The organism is Asticcacaulis sp. W401b, from assembly GCF_046503825.1.
Lineage (GTDB): Bacteria > Pseudomonadota > Alphaproteobacteria > Caulobacterales > Caulobacteraceae > Asticcacaulis.
The window spans coordinates 675829-693737 of sequence record NZ_JBKFEE010000001.1; the positions used below are offsets into that span (position 1 = coordinate 675829).

Genomic DNA, 17909 nt, shown 5'->3' on the forward strand with positions numbered 1-17909 from the left:
CCTCACGGATTGGGGTACTGAAAGACCAATTGCTGCGTATTGACCTCATAGATGCGCGCCTGCGTCGCCCCGTGCCATCGGCTGTGGGCGGGCAGGTGGGCCTTGGCGTGGTCAATGGCCAGATTGAGGTCCGATCCCCACGGCACCGACGTCACTTCGGCGTCTTCGGCATTGAGGAAAAAGATTCGATACATCAGGGCTCTCCCGTAAGCGCACCCCGCAAAGATCGGGTCTTGTGGATTGGGTGCGCGTCAAAGGTGGAGGCGACGGTTCGACGGGTCGAAACGGCGCCGGGCGATCCCCCGCCGGAAAAGACCGAGACCTATCGCCGCCAAATAGAGCCGCAATGAGGCGAAAAGCGGCTTTTCCACGACAGAGTCCGATTATGTTACCAAGCCTTACATGCGCCGCGCGCAATCGTGACCGCTTGAGGGCAATTCGTCATTGACCCGGCGGGACCAAATCCCTATGTGTGCGGCCGTTTACCCGCAGCCCTGCCCGCCTCTGGCCTTCCTATAGGAGTATTTGACCATGACTGATCTTCTTCCCGGTGTAACGGGGGTTCTGGTTCTGGCCGATGGCACCGTGTTTCAGGGCCTGGGGTGTGGCGCGACCGGCGATGCACTGGGCGAGGTCTGCTTCAATACGGCCATGACCGGCTATCAGGAAATCCTCACCGATCCGTCCTATATGGATCAGATCGTCGCCTTCACCTTCCCGCACGTCGGCAATGTCGGCGTCAATCCGGAAGACGTCGAACAACTCGGCGATGATCCCCGCCGGGCCGCCAGAGGCGCGATCTTCCGCGACCTGCCGACGCCGCCCGCCAACTGGCGCTCGACCCTCAGCTTCGATGCCTGGATGGCCTCACGCGGCGTCGTGGGCCTCGCCGGGATCGACACGCGCGCGCTGACCAAGCGCATCCGCGAAAAGGGTATGCCGCACGGCGTGATCGCCCACAATCCCGAAGGTCAGTTCGACATCCCCGCCCTGACGCAAAAGGCCGCCGAATGGGCGGGCCTTGTCGGGCTTGATCTGGCCAAGGACGCCACCTCGACGCAGGCGGCGCAGTGGACCTCCGATCTGTGGAAGTGGTCCGAAGGCCATAAGGACGGTCAGAAGGCGGACTTCAACGTCGTCGTCGTCGACTATGGCGTGAAGCAAAACATTCTGCGCGCCCTGATCAGCGTCGGCGCGGCGGTGAAAATCGTCCCGGCCCAGACGCCGGCCGAAGAGATTCTGGCCATGAAGCCCGATGGCGTGCTGTTGTCCAACGGTCCGGGCGACCCGGCGGCCACCGGAGCCTATGCCGTACCGCAGATTCAGAAGCTGGTCGAAGCCGGTCTGCCGGTCTTTGGCATTTGTCTCGGCCATCAGATGCTGGCTCTGGCGCTGGGGGCGAAGACGCTCAAGATGGAACAGGGCCACCACGGGGCTAACCACCCGGTCAAGGACCTGACCACCAACAAGGTCGAGATCGTCTCGATGAACCACGGCTTCGCGGTCGATCGCGACAGCCTGCCCGCCGGTGTGGTCGAAACCCACGTCTCGCTGTTTGACGGCACCAACTGCGGTATCGCTCTGGCTGGCAAGCCGGTGTTCAGCGTCCAGCACCACCCCGAAGCCTCGCCCGGCCCGGTCGATTCACTATACCTGTTTGAGCGTTTTGCGCATTATATGCGCGACGCGAAGGTGGCGGCGTAATCGCTTGGACGTTTTTGAGCGCAAACTGCAAAGACTTTGCATCTCTGAAGATCATCACGAGCGGAATGCTCTTGCGATTGAGCTTCTGGATGCAAGTCTTGTGGATGCTGCGAAAGCGTCTCACCTATTGCCTGCCTTGTTTAAAACTATTGCCTCCCGTGCCTTCCGGCAGGTCGGCACTTTGGTTTGGTGTGCAAGCCACATCGATTGTTCCGAATACAAAGCTGAATTGAACCAAATCGTTTTGAATGGTGGGTTCGAGGCGTCTGAAACGGCACAGCAAATTATTGAAAATCAAAACTTGCATCCCCGTCCTTAAGGCACTAAAGCACCCGCTTAGCCTGAAAACATAACAGAACCCACAAGGGTTCATCTTCCACCGGACAGAGGCCGCACGGCGTTTGCCCGAAACTTTGCGCGCGACCAGACCTGAAGAAAGACAGACATGCCCAAACGTACAGATATCAAGTCCATCCTGATCATCGGCGCGGGGCCCATCGTCATCGGTCAGGCCTGTGAGTTCGACTATTCCGGCGTGCAGGCCTGTAAGGCCCTGCGTCAGGAAGGCTATCGCATCATTCTGGTCAATTCCAACCCGGCCACCATCATGACCGATCCGGACGTGGCTGATGCGACCTATATCGAGCCGATTACCCCGGAATTCGTCGAAAAGATCATCGCCAAGGAACGCCCGGACGCCCTTCTGCCGACCATGGGTGGTCAGACGGCGCTCAACACCGCGCTGGCGCTGGAAAACAATGGCGTGCTGGCCAAGTACAATGTCGAAATGATCGGCGCCAAGGCCGAGGTCATCGACAAGGCCGAAGACCGTCAGAAGTTCCGCGACGCCATGGACAAGCTGGGGCTTGAATCGGCCAAATCCGCCGTCGCCCATAGCTGGGAAGAGGCGGTTGAGGCGCTGAAGACCATCGGCGGCCTGCCCGCCGTCATCCGTCCGTCGTTCACGCTGGCCGGGACCGGCGGCGGTATCGCCTACAATCAGGAAGAGTTCCGCGACATCGTCACGCGCGGCCTCGACCTGTCGCCCACCACCGAAGTGCTGATCGAAGAGTCGATCGTCGGCTGGAAGGAATACGAGATGGAAGTCGTCCGCGACAAGGCGGACAACTGCATCATCGTCTGTTCCATCGAAAACGTCGATCCGATGGGCGTGCATACGGGCGATTCGATCACGGTCGCCCCGGCGCTGACCCTGACCGACAAGGAATATCAGATCATGCGCTCAGCCTCTCTGGCCGTGCTGCGTGAAATCGGCGTCGAAACCGGCGGCTCGAACGTGCAGTTCGCGCTGAACCCGGCCGACGGCCGCATGATCGTCATCGAGATGAACCCGCGCGTGTCGCGCTCCTCAGCTCTGGCGTCGAAGGCCACCGGCTTCCCCATCGCCAAGATCGCCGCTAAGCTGGCCGTCGGCTACACGCTGGACGAACTGACCAACGACATCACCAAGGTGACGCCCGCCTCGTTCGAGCCGTCGATTGACTATGTGGTCACCAAGATCCCGCGCTTCGCCTTTGAAAAGTATCCGGGCTCCGAGCCGCTGCTTGGCACCTCGATGAAGTCGGTCGGCGAAGTCATGGCCATCGGCCGCACCTTTGCCGAGTCGGTGCAAAAGGCCCTGCGCGGTCTGGAAACCGGCCTGTCGGGCTTTGATGAGGTCGAAATCCCCGGCGTCGCCGGTGCGGCCAGCGTCCACGCCATCAAGGAAGCCGTGGTGCGCGAACTGGGCCGCCCGACGCCGGATCGTCTGCGCGTCATCGCTCAGGCCTTCCGCCACGGCCTCAGCGTCGAAGAGATCAACACGGCCTGTCACTATGAGCCGTGGTTTCTGCGTCAGATCGAAACCATCGTGTCTGAGGAATCGAAGATCGGTGCGCTGGGCCTGCCGAAGACCGCGCATGAGCTGCGCAAGCTGAAGGCCATGGGCTTCTCCGACGTGCGTCTGGCCAAGCTGACCGGCACCACGGAAAAGGATGTGCGCGCCGCCCGTCGCGGCCTCAATGTGCGCCCGGTGTTCAAGCGCATCGACACCTGCGCCGCCGAATTCGCCTCATCGACCGCCTACATGTATTCGACCTACGAGTCGGGCGCTCTGGGTCAGGTGCCGGAATGCGAAGCCGCGCCGTCGGACCGCAAGAAGGCCATCATCTTGGGCGGCGGGCCGAACCGCATCGGGCAAGGCATCGAGTTCGACTACTGCTGCTGCCACGCGGCCTTTGCCTATAAGGACATGGGCCTTGAGGCCATCATGGTCAACTGCAACCCGGAGACGGTCTCGACCGACTACGACACGTCCGACCGCCTCTATTTCGAGCCGCTGACCGCCGAAGACGTGCTGGAACTGATCGCGGTTGAGCAATCGAACGGCACGCTGGCCGGTGTGGTGGTACAGTTCGGCGGCCAGACGCCGCTGAAACTGGCACAGGCGCTGGAAGACGAAGGTATCCCCATCCTCGGCACCTCGCCCGACGCCATTGATCTGGCCGAAGACCGCGAGCGCTTCCAGCAACTGCTGAAAGAGATCAACCTGACCCAGCCGGTCAACGCCATCGCCCGCACGCCGGAAGAGGCCTTCAAGGCGGCGCATGAGGTGGGCTATCCCATCGTCATCCGCCCGTCCTACGTGCTGGGGGGCCGCGCCATGGAAATCATCCGCGACGACGAGCAACTGACCCGCTATGTGCGCGAAGCCGTGCAGGTGTCGGGCGACTCGCCGGTGCTGATCGACCAGTATCTGAGCGCCGCCATCGAAGTCGATGCCGATGCAATTGCAGATTTTGGGGCCGATGAAACCGGCGTGTTTGTCGCCGGCATCATGGAGCATATCGAAGAGGCCGGCGTGCACTCCGGCGACTCGGCCTGTTCGCTGCCGCCCTTCTCGCTGAAGCCGGAAACGGTGAAGGAACTTGAACGTCAGACGGTCGAGCTGGCGAAGGCCCTTAAGGTCAAGGGGCTGATGAACGTGCAGTTCGCCATTATGAACCCCTATACTGACCCGAAGATCTATGTGCTGGAGGTCAATCCGCGCGCCTCACGCACCGTGCCGTTCGTGGCCAAGACGCTGGGCAAACCGCTGGCCGGGATCGCCGCCAAGGTCATGGCCGGTCAGTCCCTGTCGTCCTTCGGCCTGACGCCGCGCGATTACCGCCACGTGGCGGTCAAGGAAGCCGTCTTCCCCTTCGCGCGCTTTGCCAATGTCGATACGGTGCTTGGGCCTGAGATGCGCTCGACCGGTGAGGTCATGGGCCTTGACTGGGTGCGCGAGGGCGAAGAGATGATCGACGCCTTTGCCCGTGCCTTTGCCAAGTCGCAACTGGGCGGCGGCACCAGACTGCCGACGTCGGGTAAGGTGTTTGTCTCGGTCAAGGATCAGGACAAGCCGGTGATCGTTGAGGCCATCCGCACCCTGCTCAGCCTCGGCTTCGAGGTGTGCGGCACGGCGGGCACGGCCGACTATCTGGCGGCGCAGGGCGTGAAGATCGACACCATCAAGAAGGTGCTCGAAGGCCGTCCCAACGTGCTCGACGCTATTAAGAATGGCGAGATCGCGCTGGTCTTCAACACCACCGAAGGCAAGCAGGCCCTGCTCGACTCTTTCTCGATCCGCCGCACGACGCTGATGATGAAGATCCCCTACTACACCACGGCCAATGGCGCTGTGGCGGCGGTGCGGGCCATCGCGTCGGGCCTCAAGGGCGAGCTGGACGTCCGCTCCATTCAGGAATATGCGTAACGAACAAAGCCCCGGTGAAAACCGGGGCTTTGCTTTTCGTGCGGGACCTTCATACCTCCCCAGCGTGTAGTGATGGGGGGCTCTGAGCGGAAATTGAGTGCGCTTTTCAAGGCACCCCACCACCGCATCTCACTTGCGGCGCAAGTTCGTGCGGTCCCCCTCCCCGCACTAACGTGCAGGGAGGTATAGGGTTTCAGCCCGCCTCGTCGATCAGGCGGCGCATGGCGTCGAGATAATCGACAAAGGCGGCGCGGCCCGCTTCGGTGAGCGTAATGGTCGTCACCGGCTTCTTGCCGACAAAGGCCTTGTCCACCGTGACATAGTTCGCCTCTTCCAGCTTGCGCACCTGCACCGACAGATTGCCGTCCGTGGATTGCGTCTTGGCTTTCAGCGTCGTGAAGTCCGCCGACCCGGCCGTCGAAAGAAAGGCCATAATGCCCAGCCTCAGACGGCCATGGATAACATCGTCGATACGCTCGATATTGAACTCATCCGGCATGTCTCAGCCCTCCGATGAGCGCATGAGAACCAGGCCCGGAATGGTGGCAATGAGGGTCAGGGTGATGGCGTAGCCCAGCATCTGGAGCGGCTGACCGCCGACAAAGGCGAGGAAGGGCGCGCTGGCAAAGCTCAGCAGGCCCACGCCCGCCATCCACTTTCGGCCCGACAGGACCGAGACGACCCACCAGCCAACGCCATAGAGGATAACGATAGCCGGCGCGATCAACGGCTGCATCTGCTCCATGGCCTTCATCCCGACTGCCGCCGCCGTCAAGGTAACGAACAGGGCGAAGATGGCAAAACCGACGCCCGACCACACCGAACCGATGGCACGGTTCATGGCATTGCCGACCCCATAGCGGCGCTTCGACGCAGCGATAGAGGCAATACACAGGACGGCATAGATGGCCGCCGCTACGCCCCAGTTCAGGGCCAGAAACCACGGATTGGGAACCGTGAGAACACCGTCCAAAATCAAATACTGCACCACGGCCGCCGCCGAGAAACAGATGCCGGCCCAAAAGAGCGCGCCGCCGTTCATGACCGGGGCGCGCCCGCCATCCAGAGCCAGAGACTTGAGATAGTCGATGTCGCTTTTAAGTGCGTTAGAGTCCATTGGGTTTGCCCCTCCATAAGGCAGCGTTTGATATCGTCAGGGCCCTCTGTGTGAGCGGCCTGAGCTTGTTGTGAATGAAGTGCTTTATTTTGTAAAGTGCTTTATGCATAGCCATCATTACATTTTCGTAAGATTGCCGTCCGGGCTTGCCAAAGGGGCCAAAGCCGGGGTTAGTTTCAGGCAAAACCAACCTCGGGAAACCCTCCACATGTCAAACACGTCCTTGTCGCGTCAGGCCTTGCGCATGGCCGCCTCGCTGCTCATCTTGGGTGCCATGCCCCTCACCTCGCAGGCCCAGATGACCAATATCACCACCGTCGCCAAATCCACTCCGGCCAATCCCGCCACCCTGACGCCGGACGCCGCCGATCCGCGTCAGTATCTGGAAGAGGTCGAGGGCGAAAAATCCCTCGCCTGGGTCAAGGCGCAGAACGAGCGCAGCCTGAAAAGCCTGATGGCCGATCCGCGCTTTGCGCAATACGAAGCCGATGTGCTGAAAATCGTCGAAGCCACCGACCGCATCCCCTCACCCGGCTTCGCCAATGGCGGCTTCATCGACAATTTCTGGCAGGACAAGGACCATGTGCGCGGCATCTGGCGCCGCACGGACAAGGCCTCGTATCTGGCCGGGGCACCCAAATGGGATATCCTGCTGGACTTCGATGCTCTCGCCAAGGCGGAAGGCCAGAACTGGGTCTATAAGGGCGCGTCGTGCCTGCCGCCGCAAAACACCCGCTGCCTGATCAACCTGTCGAACGGTGGCAAGGACGCCGTGACGGTGCGCGAATACGACCTGACGACCAAGAGCTTCGTCGGAGGCGGCTTCACCCTGCCCGAAGGCAAGCAGATCGTCACCTGGAAGGACAAGGACACGCTCTATGTGGCGCGCGAATGGACGCCGGGCGAGGTCACGCCGTCGGGCTACGCCTTCGTCACCAAGGTGCTCAAGCGCGGTCAGAGCCTCGATCAGGCGGTAGAAATCCATCGCGGGGCCAAGACCGACATGATGGCCTATCGCACCGTGCTGCGCGACGTCGACGGCAACTACGTCATGGACTATGCCGAGCGCCGCCCCAGCTTCTTTGAGACCGATACGACCTGGTTCACCGAGGCGGGCGAAGTGAAGCTGCCCCTGCCGCTGACCTCGGAAATGAACGCCTACTATAAGGGTCAGGCCGTCTTTTCGCTGAAAGACGACTGGACCAGCGCCAAGGGCACGAAATACCCCTCCGGCGCGGTGATCGCCTTTGACCTGAAGGCCGCACTGAAAGACCCCAAAAACGTCGAGCCTTCGGTGATCTTCGCCCCGAACGATCATCAGAGCGTCGCCGGCATCGGTCAGACGAAGAACCATCTGGTGCTGTCGATCCTGTCCAACGTCACCGGTCAGGTGCAGTCGGTGAGCCTCGTCAATGGCCAATGGGTGCTGAAACCCTTGCCCCTGCCGGAAAATTCGTCGCTCAGCCTCGGTTCGACCGATGACGAGTCGGACCAGTTGTTTGCCTGGTCCACGGGCTATCTGCAACCCTCGACCCTGTATATCGCCGACGCCGAAAAGACGACGGTGACCAAGCTGAAGGCCAGTCCGGAACGCTTCAATGCCGAGGGGCTGAAGGTTGAGCAGCACTGGGCCACCTCGAAGGATGGCACCAGGGTGCCCTACTTTGTGGTGATGAAAAAGGACACGAAGCTGGACGGCAATACGCCGACCCTGCTCTACGCCTATGGCGGCTTTGAAATCTCGCTGACCCCGTCCTATTCTGGGGCGATTGGCAAGCTGTGGCTGGAAAAGGGCGGCGCCTATGTGCTGGCCAATATCCGCGGCGGCGGGGAGTTCGGGCCGAAGTGGCACGAAGCGGGCCTCAAGACCAAGCGTCAGGTCATCTATGACGATTTTAAGGCCGTGGCCGAAGACCTGATCAAGAGCAAAATCACCTCGCCGCGTCGTCTGGGGATTATGGGCGGCTCTAACGGCGGGTTGCTGATGGGCGTGCAACTGACGCAGCGCCCGGACCTGTGGAACGCCGTCGTGGTGCAGGTGCCGCTGCTCGACATGCTGCGCTATCACACGCTTCTGGCCGGAGCCTCGTGGCAGGGCGAATATGGCCGGCCGGACGTGCCGGAAGAAGCCGCCTTCCTCAAGACCATCTCGCCCTATCACAACCTGAAAGCCGGGGTGAAATATCCGGAGCCCTTCTTCGTCACCTCGACCAAGGATGACCGCGTGCATCCGGGCCACGCCCGCAAGATGGCGGCGCTGATGGGGGATATGGGCCTGCCCTTCCTCTATTACGAAAACACCGACGGCGGCCATTCCGCAGCCGCCAACCTTAAGGAAACCGCCAAGCGGAACGCGCTGGAATACACCTATCTGGCGCAGAAGCTGATGGATTAGATCATTATGATTTCTGGTAGAAACATAATGATCTAGGTTTTTGTTTAGCCCCTCGCCGGGCGGTGGCTTGCGCCACCTTGGCCGCCGCCTCAATGGCAGCTTGAGCGGAATGATTCCACTAGAAATCATTCCGCTCCATCCCCCTCTTCCCGTCGGAAGAGGGGTTTTTCTTCCCTCTCGTTAATCTTCGATAAGGGGCGATCTGATCGTTTCCTTACACGCGGGCTGATACCTCCGAAGGACCACTCACGGAGGATCACCCCCATGCGCAAGATCGCCACCGCCGTCGCCCTGATGACGCTGACCGCCGCCTCACTGTCGGCCTGCTCCAAGCCCGAAGCCCAGCAGGCCGTCGAAGAGGTGCAGGAAACCACGTCTGAAATCGCCACCGACGCCAAGGACGCCATGTCCTCGGCCGCCGCTGATTTCGCCGTCTCCGACCCGATCAGCTATACCTGCGCATTGGGCACCAAGCTGTCGGTCGTCTTTTCCGACGACAAGGCCGATGTGACGGTGCTGTCCGACAACAACCGCAAACTCACCCTGCTGAAAACCACTTCCGGCGACGGCACCCTTTATCAGGCCGCGGGCTACAGCCTGCACACCAAGGGCAATGACGCCACCTGGGGCTCGGCGGACGAAGCCTGCACCAAGGGGTAAACCCTTTGACGGGGTGGCATTTTGGAAATAGTTTCCATTTATGGCTACGTCTCCCGAACCCACCCCGTCCCGTCCGCGCGGTCGCCCGCGCGAAGACCGGCTGAAACCCGACGCCCCGGCGACCAATCAATCGCTGGAGAAGGCGCTGGGCCTGCTGAAAGTCCTGTCGGCCCACGACGGGATGAGCCTGACCGAACTGTCGCGTGAGGCTGGACTGGCCGCCTCGACGGCGCACCGGCTTCTGGCCACCCTGTCGGCGCACGATCTGGTCAGTTGGGATGAGCCGTCGCAGAAATGGTCCATCGGCATCGAGGCCTTGCGCATCGGCATGGCCTTTCAGCGCCGCAACCGCATCCTCACGGCTGGTAGGCCGGAAATGCTGCGCCTGATGGAGGCGACGGGCGAGACGGTCAATCTGGCCATGCTCGACGGTTTCGAAGTGGTGTTCGTGGCGCAGGTCGAATGCGAAGCCCCTATCCGCGCCTTTTTCCGTATCGGCGACCGTCGCTCGGCCCATGCGTCGGGCATCGGCAAGGCCCTGCTGGCGCGGCTTGAGGGCCGCACTCTGGAGGCCCTGCTGAAACGCCGCGACCTGCCGCAATACACACCCAAGACCCTGATTACCCCCGAAGCCCTGCGCAGCGATCTAAGCGCCATTCGGGCGCGCGGCTGGTCGCTGGACGACGAAGAGGCCCATATCGGTATGCGCTGCGTCGCCGCACCGGTATTCAATGAATATGGCGAAGCGCGCGCCGGGATATCGCTGTCCGGCCCGTCCTTACGCCTCAGCGATGACCGCCTGCCGCAACTGGCGCAACAGGTGCGCGAAACCGCCGCCCGCATCACCGAGCTTATCGGCGGGCACCTGTTGAACCCTCTCTCCCCGTAAAACGGGAGAGAGGGTGTTATGCCAGCTCCACCACCTTTTTCGCCGCCTGTCGCCGGGCGTGCAGGATGAACTCCGTATAGCCATTGGCCTGTTGCGCACCGTCAAAACACAGGTCACAGGCCGCCTTGAACGCCTCGCCGTCATAGGTCAGCGCCATCGGGCGATAGGCGGGATCACCGGCATTTTGCGCATCAACGACCTTCGCCATGTGTTTCAGGCGCTCAAACACCTGTACCTCAGACACCCAGCCGTGCCGCAGCCAGTTGGCGACGTGCTGGCTGGAGATGCGCAAGGTCGCGCGGTCTTCCATCAGGCCGACATCATGGATATCCGGCACCTTGGAACAGCCCACACCCTGATCGACCCAACGCACCACGTAGCCGAGAATGCCCTGCAGATTGTTGTCCAGTTCTTCGGCAATCTCTTCGGGGCTGTAGGTCCGCGTCGCCAGTGGCGGCGTCAGAATATCATCGACCGAGGCGCGTGGGCGGGCGCGCAACTGGGCCTGCACGGCGGCGACATCGACGCGGTGATAGTGCAGGGCGTGCAGGGTGGCCGCCGTCGGTGACGGCACCCAGGCGGTCGAGGCCCCGGCCTTCGGATGACCGATCTTTTGCGCCATCATATCGGCCATCATATCCGGGGCGGCCCACATGCCCTTACCGATCTGCGCATAGCCGGGCAGGCCAGAGATCAGCCCGCAATCGACATTGGAGTCCTCATAGGCTTTGATCCACACCGCCCCCTTGATCTCGCCCTTGCGCAGGACCGGGCCCGCTTCCATCGAAGTATGGATTTCATCGCCCGTGCGGTCGAGGAAGCCCGTATTGATGAAGAAGACGCGGTCCCTGGCGGCTTCGATACAGGCCCTCAGATTGACGCTGGTGCGGCGCTCTTCGTCCATAATGCCGATCTTCAGCGTGCGGTCAGGCAGGCCCACGGCGCGCTCGGCAAAGGCGAAGGTTGCGACCGCAAAGGCCACCTCGTCCGGCCCGTGCATCTTGGGCTTGACGATATAGGCCGAGCCCGTGCGGCTGTTGCGGCCGGCGTCGTGGCGCGCGATCAGGGCGGTGATCATCAGGTCGATCAGCCCCTCCGGCACGGCCTGCCCGTTGTGGCGCACCATGTCGCTGTACATATGCAGACCGACATTGCGCGCCAGCATGAGACTACGCCCATGCAGGGTGAAGGCCTGACCATCGGGGGCCGTATAGGCGCGGTCGGGATTGAGGCGGCGCGTCTGCACCTGACCGCCCTTCTGGAACTGTTCGCTCAGGTCGCCGCGCGTCAGGCCCAGCCAGTTGCAATAGAGGCCGACCTTATCCGCCGCATCGACGGCGCCGACGCTGTCTTCCATGTCCATAATGGCCGACAGGGCGGCTTCGAGCCCCACATCGGCGACGCCCGCCGCATCGGCCACCGGGCTCTGGCGGTCGATACGGATGTCGATATGCAGGCCATTATGGCGCAGCAGGATCGACTGCGGCGCGTCGGCGGGGCCGCTGAAACCGACGAACTGCGATGGGTCTTTCAACGGCGCGCCATTGGCCCGCAACTGCCCGGCTACGACCGCATAGGCCGTGACCGCGGCGTGGCTGAGCCCCTCCAGCGGCACGAATTCATCGAGATAGGCCTTGGCCGCCGCCTGCACCGCCGCACCACGCGCGGCGTCATAGCCGCCCGACGCCGGAACCGGCCCCAGCACATCCGTGCCATAGAGGGCGTCATAGAGGCTGCCCCAGCGGGCATTGGCGGCGTTCAGGGCGTAGCGGGCATTGGACACCGGCACGACCAGTTGCGGGCCGCTCAGGCGCGCAATCTCGTCATCGACATTGGCCGTCGTGACGGTGAACGCCGCCGGTTCGGGCCGCAGATAGCCGATTTCACTCAGAAAAGCCTTATAGGCGACCGGCTCAAAGGCGTGACCGCGGTGCCAGTCGTCGATCTGCGCCTGCAAGGCGTCGCGCTGAGCCAGAAGGGCGGCATTGCGCGGCGCGAAGTCGCGGATAAGCCCGGCCAGCCCGTCCCAAAACGCCACCTCGGCCACGCCAGAGCCCGGCAGGGCCTCTTCGCGGACAAAGCGCCACAGGATGTCATCAACCTCGATACCGGAGACAGGGGTGTAGGCCATAGCGGTTTCCTCTTTAACTGATGCGAGGATAACCGCTCATGGCCCTAGGGGTCAATTTTTCCGGAAATTATTTCCAGAATTCAATTTAAATATAAATATATGAATTTATTTTAGAAAAATTTTCCACTTTCTACGCTATGCGCCGCGCGTATTCACATAAAGCGCAAACAGCGACTGCCCCGCTGTCATGAACAGGCGGTTGCGGGCCCGTCCGCCAAACACCAGATTGGCGCAGCGATTGGGCAGGTGGATATGGCCGATGGCCGTGCCGTCCGGGGCGAAGACGCGCACCCCGTTCAGGCCCGGCCCGCCACCCCAGCCGCACCAAAGATTGCCGTCTTCGTCGCAGCGGAAGCCATCCGGCTGCCCCGGCGCGCATTCGACAAACACCCGGCCATTCGTCAGGCTGTCGCCCGCCACCTCAAACACCCAGATGCGTTTGGGCTCGCCCGACTGCGCGATGTAACACAGCCGCTCATTCGGTGAAAAACAGATGCCGTTGGGCCGGTCGATGGCGTCGGTCACCACGCTCAAACCCGCCTCCGTCCAGCGATAGACGTTCGTCGGCAGTTCCGGTTCGGCGCGATGACCTTCGTAATCGCCCAGGATGCCAAACGGCGGATCGGTGAACCACACCGACCCGTCGCTTTTCACCGTGCCATCATTGGGTGAGTTGAGGCACTTGCCCTGATAATGGCTGGCCAGCGTCGTGAGCGTGCCGTCATATTCGGTGCGCGTGACGCTGCGCGTACCATGCTGACACGAGATCAGCCGCCCCTGCCGGTCGCGCGTGTGGCCATTGGCGAAGTCCGCTGGCTTGCGAAAGATCGACACCGCCCCCGTCTCTTCGTCCCAGCGCAGGATGCGGTCATTGGGGATGTCGCTCCACAGCAGGTAGCGCCCGTCGCCAAACCACACCGGCCCCTCGCCCCAGCGGGTGCCCTCATAGAGCCGCTCCACCGCCGCCAGCGACAGGCGGTACGTGTCAAAGCGCGGATCGAGGCTTTCGATGGACGGATCGGGGTAAATCTCTGACGGTTGCCACATGCGATGTCTCCGGTTTCTCTCTGGCTACACCGGAGCGGCCCCGAAAATCAAACCCGCCAAAAGGAAACCCTGAACAAACCGTAGCCACCCCTTGCCTGCCGGTCACTTTCGCTCATTAATGCGCAGGCGGCTCGTCGTCGTAGGTCTTGACTGGGGGATTCTATGAAATCTGTTTTTCGCGCCGTTCTGGTGGTGCTGGCCGTGACCGGCCTGAGCGCCTGCGCCCCGCTGGTGCGCAGCCACATCTACCTGCCCGATCCCCTGCCCGCCTCCGCGCAGTGGCCGGGCGAGGCTCCGCGTGAGGTCAGCGTCACCACCGCCCATGGCCTGAGCCTCAAAGGCTATTATTACCCGCCGCGTGAGGCCGGGAAGCGTCTGATCGTCTTCTTTCATGGCAATGGAGGCAATCGCTATACCGCCGCCCGCTATGCCGCCCCGCTGGCGGAGCAGGGTGACGGCCTGCTGATTGCCGACTATCGCGGCTATGGCGGCAATCCGGGCACCCCCAGCGAGACGGGCCTGCGCGCCGATGCCGCCGCCTTCATCGCCTATGGCCGCACCCTGCAACCGGGCGCGCCCGTCTATCTGTTCGGGCATTCACTGGGGGGCGGCGTGGCGCTCGATGCGGCGACGCGCGAAGACATTGCCGGGGTGGTGACGCTTGGCACCTTTACCTCGCTGACGGCCATGGCCCCGGCCTATGCCCGGCCGATCCTGCCGGACCGCTTCGACAACCTGAAAGCCGTGAGCCGGATCAAGGTGCCGCTTCTGCTGATCCACGGCACGGCGGATGACATCATCCCTTTCAGCGAAGGCGAGGCGCTGAAAAAGGCCGCCTTCGCCGCCAATGTCCGGGTGCGCTTTATCACCCTGACCGCTGCCAACCACCATCCGGACTTCACCAAACTCGCTCCCACGGTTCTGGGCCAGATGGCCCGGATGCCGACTCCAGACTGGACTCCCTATGTTGAATGACCTCAAAGGCAAATCCGTACTCATCACCGGCGCCTCGTCGGGCATAGGCGCCGCCGTCGCCAGGGGCTTTGCCGACTGCGGCGCGGCGGTCGCCATCCATTACGCCTCCAATGCCGAAGGCGCTCAGGCCGTGGCCGACGCCATCACGGCTGCGGGCGGCACAGCGGTCATCGTGCAGGCCGACCTGACCGACCCGAAAACGGCCAAAGGCATGGTCGAGGCAGCCGCGCAAAAGCTCGGCAAGCTCGACATTCTCGTCAACAATGCGGGCAGCCTGTGCGGCCGCCGCCCGTTCATGGAAATCGACGACGCGCTTTATGACACGGTGATGAACCTCAATGTGCGCGCGGTGATCAATGCCTCTCAGGCCGCCGTGCCGCTGATCGAACAGCAGGGCGGCGGCAGCATCATCAATGTCGGCTCGATTGCGGGTAATGATGGCGGCGGGCCGGGGTCGGGCCACTATGCCTGTGCCAAGGCCTATGTTCACAATCTGACGCGGCATATGGCGCGCGATCTGGCCAAACGCGGCATCCGCGTCAACGCCATCGCGCCCGGCGTCATCGGCACGCCCTTCCACGCGGCAACGCCAGCCGAGCGCATGGAAGCGATGAAGAACGCCACGCAACTGGGGCGCATCGGCACGCCGGAGGACTGCGTGGGCACGGTGCTCTATCTCGCCTCCGATCGCATGAGCGGCTACGTCACCGGTCAGATCGTGCATATCAATGGCGGGCAGTATATGCCGTAGCGCACCTTACACCATTGCCTCCTTATGCCGGTTTTTCGATCATGGCCTCTTCTGTGATAAGGAACGTGCCCATGACCGACGACATCCCCCCGCACAGCTTTGAGGACGGCGAGCGCGTCGAACACGCCGAAAAAGGCCTTGGCACGGTCAGCCATGACCCCGCCGATGACAACCTGTTCGTGCCGCCCGGCGAGGCCCGCAAAAGCGGTTCCGATATGGTGCATGTGGTGTGGGACGATGACCGCTTTCCGGTCGGCAAGGTCGCCGCCTCGGAGTTGCAAAAAGTGCCCGACGCCACCGCCGCCATCTCGACGGGGATGTAATGCCTTCTCCCCGCTGGCAGCGAGGTGTAAACTACGAACCCAAGGCCTTGAGCGCCAGCGCCTCGATTTCGGCCTGAGACAGGCCGTCCAGCGTCACCGCCGGGCGCGCGCTCAGGTGTCCGTTTAGGATGTAGATGATCTGCTGCGTCAGGCGCACCACCTCCAGCGGGTCGTGGCTGACATAGAGCACCGGCACGCGCTCAGCCACGTCGCGGATCAGCGGCAGTATCTCGGCCCGCGCCGCCTGATCGAGGCTCGACAGCGGCTCATCCATCAGCAGCAGGTCTGGCCCGGACAGTAACGCCCGCGCGATCGCCACGCGCTGACGCTCCCCGCCCGACAACCGGGTAACCTGACGCGGCAGCAGCGTGCGGATGCGCAACAGTTCGATAATTCCGGTTTTATCGACATTTTTCGGACTGCGCTTAAGGGCAAAATCGAGATTACCTTCGACCGACAGGTGGCTAAACAGCGACGGCTCCTGAAACACATAGCCGACAGCGCGTTTGTGCACGGGCACAAAGTGGTCCTCCGCCTGCCAGACAGCGTCACCCACCTGCACCCGCCCGCTCAGGCGCTCCAGCCCGGCCACGGCGCGCAGCAGCGTCGTCTTGCCGGACCCGGACGGGCCCATCAGCGCCGTCAGCCCGGCCCCGGCCTCAAAACGCAGCGACAGCGCCAGATCACCCACCGTACCGCTGAGATCGACCTGAATCATGGCCGTATCCCCGCCGAGCGCGCGCCGAAGCGCCGGTCGATGACCAGCATGACCATCAGGGCCACAAAAGAGAAGGCCAGCAGGCCGCCGGAGATCAGATGCGCTTCGGCAAAGTTGAGCTGTTCCACCGCCTGAAAGATGCGGATCGAGACGACCTCGGTCTGCCCCGGAATGGCCCCGCCGATCATCAGCACCACGCCGAATTCACCGATGGTGTGCGCAAAGACCAGCAGCGCCGCCGTCACATAGCCGCGTCGTGCCTGCGGCAGCGCGACCGACCAGAAGGCATCCCAGGTCGAGGCGCGCAAGGTAGCGGCCACCTCCAGCGGACGCGGCCCCATGGCCTCAAACGCGTTGCGGATGGGCTGCACGGCAAAGGGCAGCGAATAGACCAGTGAGCCGATGACCAGCCCGGTAAAGGTGAAGGCCAGTGTCCGGACGCCGAACGGCTGCAACAGCCCTATCAGCGGACTGTGCGGCCCCAGCGCGATCAGCAGGTAAAAGCCCAGCACCGTTGGCGGCAGGACGATGGGCAGGGCCACCACGGCGGCCACCGTATCGCGCACCCACCCCGTCCCTTTGGCCAGCCACCACGCCAGCGGCGTCGCCAGCAGCAGAAGCAAGGGCGTGGTCACGGCGGCCAGCAGCAAGGTGACGCGGATGGCCTCCCACATGGGTTCAGCGGACCTCGTAGCCGTGCGAACGGATGATCTTCACCGCCTCGGGCGAGCGAAAAAAGGCCATATAGGCTCTGGCGGCGGGATTGCTCACGCCGGTGTTCAGCAGCACGGCCTGCTGATCAATGGGGGTGTAAAGAGTAGCCGGGACCAGCCACGACGATCCGCCCTTGCCCTGCACCTGCGACAGGGCGACAAAGCCCAGTTCCGCCGCCCCCGTGGCCACAAAGGTATAGGTCTGGGAAATATTGCCGCCCTTGACGATCTTCGCTTTCAGGCGGTCATAGAGGCCCAGCCGGGTCAGGGTCTCGACCGCCGCCACGCCATAGGGAGCCGCCGCCGGATCGGCGATGGCCAGCTTGTCAAACGCGCCCTTGCGGAGGACCGCGCCCTTCGCGTCCACGCGCGTATCGGCGCTCCACAGGACCAGCTTGCCATAGGCATAGACAAAGCGCGTGCCTTTGACCGTCAACCCCTCGGCCTCAAGGCGCAGCGGGCGTTCAGCATCGGCGCTGAGGAAGACATCGAAGGGCGCGCCGTTCTTTATTTGCGCATAGAACTGACCCGACGCCCCGAAGCTCTGGGTGACAGTGTGGCCGGTCTTCTTTTCAAAGGCGCTGGCGATCAGTCTGGCTGTGTCGGTGAAGTTGGCGGCGACGGCGACGCGCACCTCTTCGGCTCGCGCCGAAGCCGGCAGGGCAGACAGCGCTAGGGCGATCAGCAGAAGACAACGAAGGGTTTGCATGAGGCAAACCTTAATTCGGCTGG

17 protein-coding genes are annotated in these 17909 nt (G+C 62.7%); 9 read left to right on the forward strand and 8 right to left on the reverse strand.

Going from position 1 to position 17909, the window contains the following annotated elements:
• Positions 1–2: 2 nt before the first annotated feature.
• Complete coding sequence (locus tag ACK8OE_RS03210; RefSeq protein ID WP_343684838.1) at positions 3–194, reverse strand: hypothetical protein; 192 nt, start codon at positions 192–194, stop codon at positions 3–5.
• Positions 195–531: 337 nt separating this feature from the next.
• Here ACK8OE_RS03210 and carA point away from each other — a divergent pair, with 337 nt between their 5' ends.
• The 3 genes from carA (at position 532) to carB (ending at position 5458) form a co-directional block, all read left to right on the forward strand.
• The gene (gene carA / locus ACK8OE_RS03215) at positions 532–1704 is read left to right on the forward strand and encodes a glutamine-hydrolyzing carbamoyl-phosphate synthase small subunit (RefSeq protein ID WP_410271338.1); all 1173 of its coding nucleotides are present in this window, start codon (positions 532–534) and stop codon (positions 1702–1704) included.
• A gap of 4 nt (positions 1705–1708) precedes the next feature.
• The gene (locus ACK8OE_RS03220; RefSeq protein ID WP_410271339.1) at positions 1709–2023 is read left to right on the forward strand and encodes a hypothetical protein; all 315 of its coding nucleotides are present in this window, start codon (positions 1709–1711) and stop codon (positions 2021–2023) included.
• 126 nt (positions 2024–2149) lie between these two features.
• A complete protein-coding gene (gene carB / locus ACK8OE_RS03225) occupies positions 2150–5458 on the forward strand; it encodes a carbamoyl-phosphate synthase large subunit (RefSeq protein ID WP_410271340.1) in 3309 nt (1102 codons plus the stop codon).
• A gap of 193 nt (positions 5459–5651) precedes the next feature.
• On the opposite strand, the gene ACK8OE_RS03230 is transcribed toward carB, so the two are convergent.
• Both ACK8OE_RS03230 and ACK8OE_RS03235 read right to left on the reverse strand, forming a co-directional pair.
• Entirely contained in the window at positions 5652–5957 is a 306-nt protein-coding gene (locus ACK8OE_RS03230) for a winged helix-turn-helix domain-containing protein (RefSeq protein ID WP_126421220.1), read from the reverse strand.
• Positions 5958–5960: 3 nt separating this feature from the next.
• A complete protein-coding gene (locus tag ACK8OE_RS03235) occupies positions 5961–6575 on the reverse strand; it encodes a hypothetical protein (protein WP_290795251.1) in 615 nt (204 codons plus the stop codon).
• A 208-nt stretch (positions 6576–6783) separates the two neighbouring features.
• On the opposite strand from ACK8OE_RS03235, the gene ACK8OE_RS03240 reads away from it, so the two are divergent.
• From ACK8OE_RS03240 to ACK8OE_RS03250, 3 genes are all read left to right on the forward strand, one after another.
• Complete coding sequence (locus ACK8OE_RS03240) at positions 6784–8970, forward strand: prolyl oligopeptidase family serine peptidase (RefSeq protein ID WP_410271341.1); 2187 nt, start codon at positions 6784–6786, stop codon at positions 8968–8970.
• A 264-nt stretch (positions 8971–9234) separates the two neighbouring features.
• Positions 9235–9630, forward strand: coding sequence for an MliC family protein (locus ACK8OE_RS03245; RefSeq protein ID WP_410271342.1), 396 nt, complete (start codon positions 9235–9237; stop codon positions 9628–9630).
• A gap of 40 nt (positions 9631–9670) precedes the next feature.
• Positions 9671–10519, forward strand: a complete 849-nt coding sequence (locus tag ACK8OE_RS03250; protein WP_410271343.1) for an IclR family transcriptional regulator — start codon at positions 9671–9673, stop codon at positions 10517–10519.
• A gap of 16 nt (positions 10520–10535) precedes the next feature.
• Here ACK8OE_RS03250 and ACK8OE_RS03255 read toward each other — a convergent pair whose 3' ends face one another.
• Positions 10536–12650, reverse strand: a complete 2115-nt coding sequence (locus ACK8OE_RS03255; protein ID WP_410271344.1) for a malate synthase G — start codon at positions 12648–12650, stop codon at positions 10536–10538.
• Positions 12651–12785: 135 nt separating this feature from the next.
• Positions 12786–13697, reverse strand: coding sequence for an SMP-30/gluconolactonase/LRE family protein (locus tag ACK8OE_RS03260; protein WP_410271345.1), 912 nt, complete (start codon positions 13695–13697; stop codon positions 12786–12788).
• A gap of 162 nt (positions 13698–13859) precedes the next feature.
• Here ACK8OE_RS03260 and ACK8OE_RS03265 point away from each other — a divergent pair, with 162 nt between their 5' ends.
• The 3 genes from ACK8OE_RS03265 to ACK8OE_RS03275 all read left to right on the forward strand — a co-directional run bounded on the left by ACK8OE_RS03265 (position 13860) and on the right by ACK8OE_RS03275 (position 15746).
• Positions 13860–14672, forward strand: coding sequence for an alpha/beta hydrolase (locus tag ACK8OE_RS03265; protein ID WP_410271346.1), 813 nt, complete (start codon positions 13860–13862; stop codon positions 14670–14672).
• A complete protein-coding gene (locus tag ACK8OE_RS03270; protein ID WP_410271347.1) occupies positions 14662–15423 on the forward strand; it encodes an SDR family NAD(P)-dependent oxidoreductase in 762 nt (253 codons plus the stop codon). The genes ACK8OE_RS03265 and ACK8OE_RS03270 overlap by 11 nt, the downstream gene beginning before the upstream one ends.
• 71 nt (positions 15424–15494) lie before the next feature.
• Positions 15495–15746: a hypothetical protein gene (locus tag ACK8OE_RS03275; protein ID WP_410271348.1), complete on the forward strand. Its 252-nt coding sequence runs from the start codon at positions 15495–15497 to the stop codon at positions 15744–15746.
• Between the two features lie 31 nt (positions 15747–15777).
• Here the strand turns inward: ACK8OE_RS03275 and ACK8OE_RS03280 are convergent, their stop codons facing one another.
• The 3 genes from ACK8OE_RS03280 to modA are packed head-to-tail and all read right to left on the reverse strand — an operon-like array spanning position 15778 to position 17886.
• A complete protein-coding gene (locus ACK8OE_RS03280) occupies positions 15778–16464 on the reverse strand; it encodes an ATP-binding cassette domain-containing protein (protein WP_410271349.1) in 687 nt (228 codons plus the stop codon).
• On the reverse strand, positions 16461–17138 hold the full coding sequence (gene modB / locus ACK8OE_RS03285) for a molybdate ABC transporter permease subunit (protein WP_410271350.1): 678 nt from the start codon (positions 17136–17138) through the stop codon (positions 16461–16463). The genes ACK8OE_RS03280 and modB overlap by 4 nt, the downstream gene beginning before the upstream one ends.
• A gap of 4 nt (positions 17139–17142) precedes the next feature.
• Entirely contained in the window at positions 17143–17886 is a 744-nt protein-coding gene (gene modA, locus ACK8OE_RS03290; RefSeq protein ID WP_410271351.1) for a molybdate ABC transporter substrate-binding protein, read from the reverse strand.
• Positions 17887–17909: the final 23 nt, after the last annotated feature.